This window comes from Sphaerochaeta sp. PS (assembly GCF_032144095.1).
GTDB lineage: Bacteria > Spirochaetota > Spirochaetia > Sphaerochaetales > Sphaerochaetaceae > Sphaerochaeta.
Genome location: NZ_JAVSNJ010000021.1, coordinates 37,362 through 46,453 on the forward strand (window position 1 = coordinate 37,362; position 9,092 = coordinate 46,453).

A 9,092-nucleotide genomic window follows, 5' to 3' on the forward strand; every position below is an offset into this window, starting at 1 on the left:
GTTAGCTATATTTTTCCCCTTAAACGAAGGAAATATATGCTCTTCGATAGGATAACCCTACATAAAGCCTATAATATTGACTAGGGATCTCTATTGAAATTCAAGAATATATTTACAAGTGCACCAAAGAGTGGTAGGCTACCTTAGCTATGAGAGAGGAAATGAGAAAATCCTTGCCCATGCTACTCTTATATATGCAATAATGGTTCCATACTGTAGGTTCGTCCTGGTATGGAGACGGTATGCTTTAGTCTTTTTCTTTCGTTATCTGGGTTGGGGTAGTTCTGTCCTAATACTAGCTAATCAGTATAGTGAACTGGCAAGGGGCTGCTTTCTGTCCTGGTTTCTCGGTCTTTCTTTTTTGTTGATTTGTTGGGTTTGTGTCATCACTGCACATAGGTTTTGTAGGTAGGATGTAATGTATAAGAAAATAATGCACCAGAAGAGACTTTATATGGCTTTCCTTGTCATGCTCCTCTTTTTGTTTCAATATCTCTATGCTGACCGACTCACAATCTATCGGACTATCCAGTTCCTTATCACAGACATATCCCTTGTCTCATTCATCTTCATATTTCACGGCTTTGAACTGAATACGCTGAAATCAAAGAACGCTGTGCTTATATCAACAGTCCTGGGTTCCTTCCTAGGTGTTCTGGTTGGGATGTTCTTTACTATTCTCATCTTTGGGGCAAACAGGGATGTATACCGGCACGAATTTATTGCAACTACCATTGCAGCCAGCCTAGCAATACCCATCCTTTCGCTGTTGTACTACAGAATTGTTATTAGCAAGATCCCCTCTTTGCATTGTATTGTCATAGGCGATAAATCTATCTATGGTAGTTTGCTCGCTGAAGTAGAAGAGTCTGCCCAAGGTAAAATCCTTATAGAACAATGGGCTTCTTCTGTTGAACAGGCACGTGGACTATTCAAAGACATTAGCCATAAAGTCATTATTATTGCAAATCTTCAACTGTTCAGGGAACTATCATTGGAAGTATATGAATTGGAAAAGAAAGGGGTTCAGAAATTCTACATCACTGAAGTTGTGGAAGACTGGCTGTATCGTATTCCTTTGACCATAGCTGAAGAGTACAGAGACTACTACGAGATATTCTTCAACCAGACACCCATCTCCCAAGAGAAGAGGATCATGGATATTGTGTTTGGTTTGGTCATGGGCATCATCGCCATCCCATTCATTCTGCTATTTGGCATACTCGTGGTCCTAAATTCAGGCTTCCCTGTCATTTTTAAGCAAAAAAGGGTTGGGCTGTATGAAGAACCTTTTATGTTTTACAAGATTAGGAGCCTGAAGGAAGATAAGCAGTTAGAAAACTCTGGAAATCCTAATGGTACCATTACCCAACGACTTACTTTTGTTGGAAAGATACTAAGAAAGACTCGGATTGATGAATTTCCCCAATTCATGAATATTCTCAATGGTACCATGTCAGTAGTCGGACCTAGGCCCGAAATGGGCATTTACCATGACAAGTGGAAAGAGACAATCCCATTCTATGGGTTCCGAAATATGGTTCGCCCAGGCCTTACTGGTTGGGCCCAGATAAACTACGGACACACAACTACCTTGGAAGAGTACATCAGGAAGACCGAATACGACTTGTACTATGTAAAGCACAAGTCACTGTCATTTGATATCCAGATCATCATGAAGACATTTGAAACCTTCTTGGGGATGAAGGGCGGTAGGTGATCGCTTCCATGGTTATAGGGTAAGCAGTATGCGTATACTGGTTGAATCACAGTTCTTTTATCCGGAGCAGATGCGCATCAACGATATATGTGTTGCTTTAGCAGCGAGTGGTCACATTGTTACTGTTGTTACCAGCATACCAAACTACCCAAAAGGGAAGTTCTTTTCAGGGTATGGCTTCTTTCACAAGAGAAGGGAGACCTATCAGGGTGTTTCCATTATCCATCTTCCTGTCATCCCAAGGGGGAAGGGATTTATAGGCCTTACCCTGAACTATATCTCCTTCGTTGTTTCTGGTTGGTTCTTCGCCCATTTAACCAGAGAGAAAGCAGACGTTGTGTTTATGAACATGAGTTCCCCTATGACCCAGAGTCTGGTGGGAGTCTGGTTTGCCAAGCGAAGGAAAATTCCCAGTGCAATCTACATCCTCGACCTCTGGCCAGAGAGCTTTGAGGTTATAACCGGTATCTCTTCTCCTATGGTCATCAAACCGATAGGTAGGATGGTAGATGGAATCTACCGCCGTACCGATAAGGTTCTGACTTCATCAAGAAGTTTTATAGAGGCTATAGCAGAGCGGGGTGTACCTTCTGAGAAGCTTTTGTTCTGGCCGCAGTATGCAGAGGAGTTTTATCAACCACTAGAGAGAGATCCCCTCGATCAAACTTTGCTCGCACATGTATCGAGGCTTACCTTTACCTTTACAGGTAACATAGGGCTGGCACAAGGCTTGGATATTCTTATACCTGTCGCATTGTTGTTAAAGGAACAAGGTATCCCTGTACGCTTTGTCCTTGTAGGCGATGGCAGTGACAAGGAACGCCTCCTTGATCTTGTCGTTACAAACAACCTTGAAGATTGGTTTGTCTTTATCGAACGACAACCAGCCGAGAAAATTCCTGCTCTTCTTTCTGCCTCTGATGCAGGCCTGGTCATATTGAAGAAAAGCGCCATCTTCTCCAAGACCATCCCGGCGAAGGTGCAATCATACCTTGCTTGTGGGGTACCCATCTTGGTATCTGCTGATGGAGAAGTGCAGCAAGTTGTCTCTGAAGCAAAAGCGGGGTTTGTCACCGATGCTGAAGATGCCCAGGGACTTTTCAACATCATAGTCTCCTTTTCCAGCCTTTCTAAGCCAGAAAGACTGGAAATGGGAAAGCAGGCGAAGCTTTACTCCGATAGAATGTACTCAAAAGAAATACTCATAGACCAATTGGAGAATGTCTTGCATTCTCTCGTGAAGGATACTACCCATGTTTAAAAACAAGACCCTCCTCATCACAGGCGGCACCGGCTCTTTCGGCAATGCCGTCCTGGACCGTTTTCTCGATACTGACATAGCTGAGATCCGCATCTTCAGCCGAGACGAGAAGAAGCAGGATGATATGCGTCATCTCTACAACAATGAAAAGATCAAGTACTACATCGGGGATGTGCGCGACTACCGCAGCATCCGCGATGCCCTTAATGGCGTGGACTATGTCTTCAGTGCAGCAGCACTGAAGCAGGTACCCTCCTGTGAGTTCTTCCCTATGGAAGCCGTCAAGACCAATGTAATCGGCACTGACAACGTCCTGACCGCCTGCATCAATGCTGGGGTCAGTAAGGTCATCTGCCTCTCAACTGACAAGGCTGCCTATCCCATCAATGCCATGGGTACTAGCAAGGCTATGATGGAGAAGGTCTTCGTTGCTAAGTCTAGGACAGTAGCAGAGGACAGAACCCTTATCTGCGGGACACGATACGGTAACGTATTGTGTTCACGGGGTTCCGTCGTCCCTCTCTTTGTCGAACAGATTAAGGCAGGCAAGAGCCTGACCATAACAGAACCTGCGATGACCCGCTTCATCATGACCCTTGATGAGGCTGTGGACTTGGTACTGTATGCATACGAGCATGCCCACACCGGTGACATCCTGGTGCAGAAGGCCCCTGCAAGCACCATAGGAGTGCTTGCACAGGCTGTGAAGGAACTCTTCAATTCTGATGCCGAGACCAAGGTCATCGGTATCCGCCATGGGGAGAAGATGTATGAGACCCTCCTTACCAATGAAGAGTGTGCAGTGGCTAGAGACCTTGGATCCTTCTACTGTGTCCCTGCTGATAACCGTGACTTGAATTATGATAAGTACTTCAAGGATGGAAGCAGCAAGCGAAACGTATTGACCGAGTTTAACTCGGACAATACTGAGCTGCTCACAGTCGAGCAGGTCAAGGCGAAGCTGCTTACCCTGCCGTACATCCAGGAAGAGATCAAAGCTTGGGAGAACCGCTAGTATGAAGATACTGGTAACCGGCTCAAACGGCTTTGTCGGGAAGAACCTCATCTATGAACTCAAGAACAGGGGTTATGATGATCTGTATCTCTATGATGTTGATACAGACCCTTCTTTGCTGGACACCTATTGTGCAAACTGTGAGTTCATATTCCACCTGGCAGGCGTCAATAGACCCAAGGACCCTAAGGAGTTCATGGAAGGCAACTACGGCTTCACCAGCCTCCTCCTCGACTCGCTGAAGAGATATAACAACACGTGTCCCATCCTCATCTCCTCGTCCATCCAGGCCGAACTGGACAATCCCTATGGCAAGAGCAAGAAGGCAGGGGAAGACCTGATGTTTTCCTATTCGAAGGAGACAGGTTCCCCTGTCTTTGTATTCCGTCTCCCCAATGTCTTCGGCAAGTGGTGCAGGCCCAACTACAACAGTGCTGTTGCTACCTTCTGCCACAACATAGCCCACGACCTTCCCATACAGGTCAATGACCCCAGTGTGGTGATGAGTCTTGTCTACATCGACGATGTGGTGAACTCCTTTATTAAGGCCCTAAATAATGACACTGTACAGGAGGGAGGGTACTGCAAGGTCCCGACCGTCCATACCATCAAGCTTGGAACTATTGTCGAACTTCTCTATACATTCAAGAAAAGTAGAACTGACCTCTCTGTTCCCAATATGGGAAACAGCTTCGAGAGGGTGCTGTACAGCACCTACCTCAGCTATCTCCCAGAAGACCAATTAAATTATCCTCTAAAAATGAACAGCAATGAGAGAGGGTCTTTCACGGAAATTCTCCGGACGGAGGAGCGTGGACAGTTTTCAGTGAACATCTCCAAGCCCGGCATTACCAAAGGCAATCACTGGCACCACACAAAGAATGAAAAGTTTCTGGTGGTCAGTGGCGAAGGGATCATTAGGTTCAGGAAAGTAGGCACTTCGGAGATCATTGCCTACCCTGTCTCGTCCGAAAATCTTGAGGTTGTAGATATACCCCCGGGCTATACCCACAACATCTCAAATACTGGTTCCTCTGATATGGTTACCTTCATGTGGGCAAACGAGCCATTTAACAAGGACAAACCTGACACCTATTTTGAGGAGGTGTAATATGAGCTATTATTCTACAAAGTTTTTTGCTGAGAAATGGGGCCTTCCAGTCAGGAAAATACAAGAATACTGTAGAAATGGGCAAATCCCAGGTTGCAGGATGACTGGAAGGAAATGGCAGATCCCTGATGCATCTATTAAACCGGTAGGGAAAAAGTCTATTCCTTTCCTCTTGATGTATTATAACTGTATCCAAACAGGGCTTGATATTCGCACGACGAATATCCCATATATACAAAAATTTATTGCTCTTGATTATAGTGCTCAGGCTAGAAGCTTTTTAATTCAAATGGATTATATGGATAAGGACGGAATATGTACCCCTGCTGGAATAGAAATGATGGAAAAAGAACTTACCAAACAACAAAGAATTGCATTGGGGAAGTGGGCCTTTAACAATATACCGCAATATCTCCAGTTTCTGCCGTACTTTTTAGGGGGATGATTTTATGGCCAAGATGAAAGTAATGACAATACTCGGAACAAGACCCGAGATAATACGCCTAAGTGCTGTCCTAAAGAAATGTGACCAGTATTTTGACCACATCCTCGTCCATACAGGACAGAACTGGGACTATACCCTCAACCAGGTTTTCTTTGAAGATCTGGGACTTCGTGCCCCTGACCACTATCTTGAGAGTGTGGGCAAGGACCTGGGGGAGACTATGGGCAACATCATTGCCAAAAGCTATGAAGTCCTTCAGAAAGAGAAGCCTGAAGCTCTGCTGATCCTAGGTGACACCAACAGTGCCCTGTCAGCTATCAGCGCCAAGAGACTGAAGATTCCCATCTTCCATATGGAAGCAGGGAATCGCTGCTGGGACTGGAACGTCAGTGAGATGATAAACCGTAAGATAGTGGACCATATCAGTGACATAAACCTTCCCTATACAGAACACTCCAGAAGATACCTGCTGTCAGAAGGTCTTGATGGCAAGACCATCTTTGTCACAGGTTCCCCCATGAGGGAGGTGTTGGATGACCACATGGAGAAAATCCTAGCAAGTGACGTCCTTACTACACTGAACCTCAAGAAGAACAACTACATCCTGGTCTCTGCCCACAGGGAAGAGAACATAGACAATGAGGATCACTTCATCTCGTTGATGACTGCCATCAACGACATAGCAGAGAAGTACCAGATGCCTGTCATATACAGTACCCATCCCAGAAGCAAGAAGTTCATCGACCTGAGAAACTTCAAGTTCCATCCTTTGGTGCAGAGTCTCAAACCCTTTGGGTTTCTTGACTATAACAAGCTGCAGATGAATGCCTACTGTGTACTGTCTGACAGCGGAACCCTCAGTGAAGAGTCGGCAATGCTGGACTTTACAGGTGTACTGATCCGAACCAGCACGGAAAGACCAGAGGTCCTGGATAAGGGGACTGTAGTCGTTGGTGGTGTTACCACCAATGACATTGAACAGGCCCTTGAAATGGCGGTGACCATGCGGGACAATAAGGAAAAGACAGAGATGCCTGATGACTACCATGACACCAACGTGTCGATAAAGGTGGTTAGGCTGATTCAGAGCTATACAAAGATTGTGAATGAGACAGTGTGGGGGAAGAAATGAAAGACGAGACAATCCAGATTTGTACAAACTGTGTAATGGACACTACTGACCCCGCAATTACTTTTGATGAGAAAGGTGTTTGTGACTTCTGTACTGATTATTACAAGAACATTCTCCCTAGCTGGAACCCCAATGAAGAGGGCGGTAAAGAGCTTGAAAAAATCTCAGTTCGCATCCGAGAAGAAGGAAAAGGGAAGAAATACGATTGTATAATTGGCATGAGTGGGGGTGTTGATAGTTCCTACCTATGTTATGTAGCAAAAGAAATCATGAATCTCCGTCCTCTTATTTATGTTGTTGATACTGGTTGGAACCTTCCTGTTGCTGACGAAAATATTGAAAAGATAGTCAAGTCTCTTGAACTGGATGTTTTCACTGAGGTCATTGATTGGGAAGAGATGAAAGACTTTCAATTATCAATGTTAAAATCACAGGTGCCTTACCAAGATTTACCTCAAGATCACGCCATATTCTCAGGACTTTATAACTATGCAGTCAATAATGGTATTAAGCATGTTTTAACTGGTTCAAATATTGCTTCGGAGTCTATTAGGCCACCTATGGAATGGGTATATATCAATGATCTCAAATTCTTGAAGGCAGTACATAAGAAATTTGGGAAAATCCCATTTAAGACTTTTCCTCTCTGTGGAATGTTAAAATACCGAATTTATTATCCATATATCAAAGGGATGAAGCGTGTAGCTCCCCTTGATTTTGTTCCTTACGAAAAGGATGAAGTCCAAGCCTTTCTTCAAGAGCGATTTGGATGGGTGCCCTATGCAAACAAACATTACGAAAATATCTTTACCCGGTTTTATGAAGGATATTATCTGATTAAGAAATTTGGATATGATAAACGAAAGTGCTATCTTTCTAACCATGTTTTGTCAGGCGAAATAACCAGAGACCAAGCACTTGAACAGCTAGGACAAGACCCATATCCAGAAAAGCTCGCCCAGGAAGACATGGCTTTTATTGCTAAGAAACTTGGAATCACCAAGAAAGAGTTCCAGGACCTCATTGATGGAGAGAATAAAACATATCGAGATTATCCAAACTCTTATTGGTGGATAAAGATGGCTTTAGGGTTTGCCCGGTATATTGGGGTTGAAAAAAGAAGCTTTAGGTAATGAGGAAATAATCCTTAGAGTCCTTTAACCTCATGTATAGATGCTCCCGTATAAATATGGAACAAGGAAACAAATGAAAGTACTATTAATTGATGTAAACTACAAATATAGTAGCACAGGCAAGATCGTTCATGACTTATATCAGAGTTTGACTCAAGATGGCCATGAAGCTGCTGTATGTTATGGCAGAGGTCCTAAAATAACTGAGCATAATGTATTTAAATTCGGGCTGGATATTGAGACTTATTTTCATGCTTTGATGACTCGGATTACCGGATGGACAGGATATTTTTCTTTTTTTTCGACTAAACGGCTACTAAAGTTCATTGATGAATTTAATCCTGATGTAGTTCACATCCATGAGTTACATGCCTATTTTGTAAACATTAAACCCGTTATTGAATATTTGAAAGGTAAGAATATTAAGATAGTTCTAACCTTACACTGTGAGTTTATGTATACCGGTAAATGTGGCTACGCAAATGATTGTGAAAAATGGAAGACTATTTGCTTTAAGTGTCCCCAACTACATGCGTATCCTGCCTCATGGATTTTTGATTATACAAGGAAGATGTATAAAGAAAAGAAAGCATTGTTCCAAGATTATGAAAATTTAATAGTGGTTACCCCATCAAAATGGTTACTTGAAAGGGTTAATCAATCATTCCTTCAAAAACACCCCAATTTGGTGGTACACAATGGAATTGATACTAATCAAGTGTTTTACCCAAGGGATACAAACGCTTTGAAAACTGAATATTGTATAAATGATGAGAAAATAGTTTTAGCAGTTGCTCCCGATTTAATGAATGAGAGGAAGGGAGGAGCTTGGGTGTTAAAGCTAGCGGATAGAATGAAATCCTATAGAATAAAATTTCTGATGGTAGGAGTTGACGACAAGGAACTTCAGCACGGGGATAATGTGATTTTGATTGGCAGGATAAGTGATCAGAATATTCTTGCACAGTATTACTCCCTAGCAGATGTTTTTTTAATCTGCAGTAAAAAGGAAAACTTCCCTACGACTTGTTTGGAAGCTTTAGCCTGTGGAACTCCTGTGGTTGGATTTGACACAGGAGGCACAAAAGAAACAACTCCAGATGAATATGGCGCTTTTTGTGAATATGGAGATATTCAAGCATTACAGAAAAATGTGGAAAACTTTTTATTCAAGGTGGAGAAACAAAGTTTGAAGTGTCGTGAATTTGCAATGGAGAATTATTCCCCTTCTGCTATGTATTGTAACTATAAAGAAAAATATTAACCAATAGTTTA

Annotated in this window: 8 protein-coding genes; all 8 read left to right on the forward strand. The window is 43.2% G+C overall.

Annotated features, from left to right (window positions below):
• The first annotated feature begins 454 nt into the window (after positions 1 to 454).
• The 8 genes from ROJ03_RS12620 (at position 455) to ROJ03_RS12655 (ending at position 9,081) form a co-directional block, all read left to right on the forward strand.
• A complete protein-coding gene (locus tag ROJ03_RS12620) occupies positions 455 to 1,720 on the forward strand; it encodes a sugar transferase (protein WP_313727420.1) in 1,266 nt (421 codons plus the stop codon).
• Positions 1,721 to 1,748: 28 nt separating this feature from the next.
• Entirely contained in the window at positions 1,749 to 2,981 is a 1,233-nt protein-coding gene (locus ROJ03_RS12625; RefSeq protein ID WP_313727421.1) for a glycosyltransferase family 4 protein, read from the forward strand.
• A complete protein-coding gene (locus ROJ03_RS12630; RefSeq protein ID WP_313727422.1) occupies positions 2,974 to 3,996 on the forward strand; it encodes a polysaccharide biosynthesis protein in 1,023 nt (340 codons plus the stop codon). The genes ROJ03_RS12625 and ROJ03_RS12630 overlap by 8 nt, the downstream gene beginning before the upstream one ends.
• 1 nt (position 3,997) lies before the next feature.
• The gene (locus ROJ03_RS12635; RefSeq protein WP_313727423.1) at positions 3,998 to 5,107 is read left to right on the forward strand and encodes a capsular polysaccharide biosynthesis protein CapF; all 1,110 of its coding nucleotides are present in this window, start codon (positions 3,998 to 4,000) and stop codon (positions 5,105 to 5,107) included.
• Position 5,108: 1 nt separating this feature from the next.
• The gene (locus ROJ03_RS12640; RefSeq protein ID WP_313727424.1) at positions 5,109 to 5,552 is read left to right on the forward strand and encodes a helix-turn-helix domain-containing protein; all 444 of its coding nucleotides are present in this window, start codon (positions 5,109 to 5,111) and stop codon (positions 5,550 to 5,552) included.
• 4 nt (positions 5,553 to 5,556) lie between these two features.
• A complete protein-coding gene (wecB, locus tag ROJ03_RS12645) occupies positions 5,557 to 6,684 on the forward strand; it encodes a non-hydrolyzing UDP-N-acetylglucosamine 2-epimerase (RefSeq protein WP_313727425.1) in 1,128 nt (375 codons plus the stop codon).
• Positions 6,681 to 7,817: an N-acetyl sugar amidotransferase gene (locus ROJ03_RS12650; protein ID WP_313727426.1), complete on the forward strand. Its 1,137-nt coding sequence runs from the start codon at positions 6,681 to 6,683 to the stop codon at positions 7,815 to 7,817. The genes wecB and ROJ03_RS12650 overlap by 4 nt, the downstream gene beginning before the upstream one ends.
• A 73-nt stretch (positions 7,818 to 7,890) precedes the next feature.
• Positions 7,891 to 9,081 carry a glycosyltransferase gene (locus ROJ03_RS12655; RefSeq protein WP_313727427.1) on the forward strand — a complete coding sequence of 397 codons (1,191 nt, stop codon included), beginning with the start codon at positions 7,891 to 7,893 and terminating at the stop codon, positions 9,079 to 9,081.
• Positions 9,082 to 9,092 lie beyond the last annotated feature (11 nt).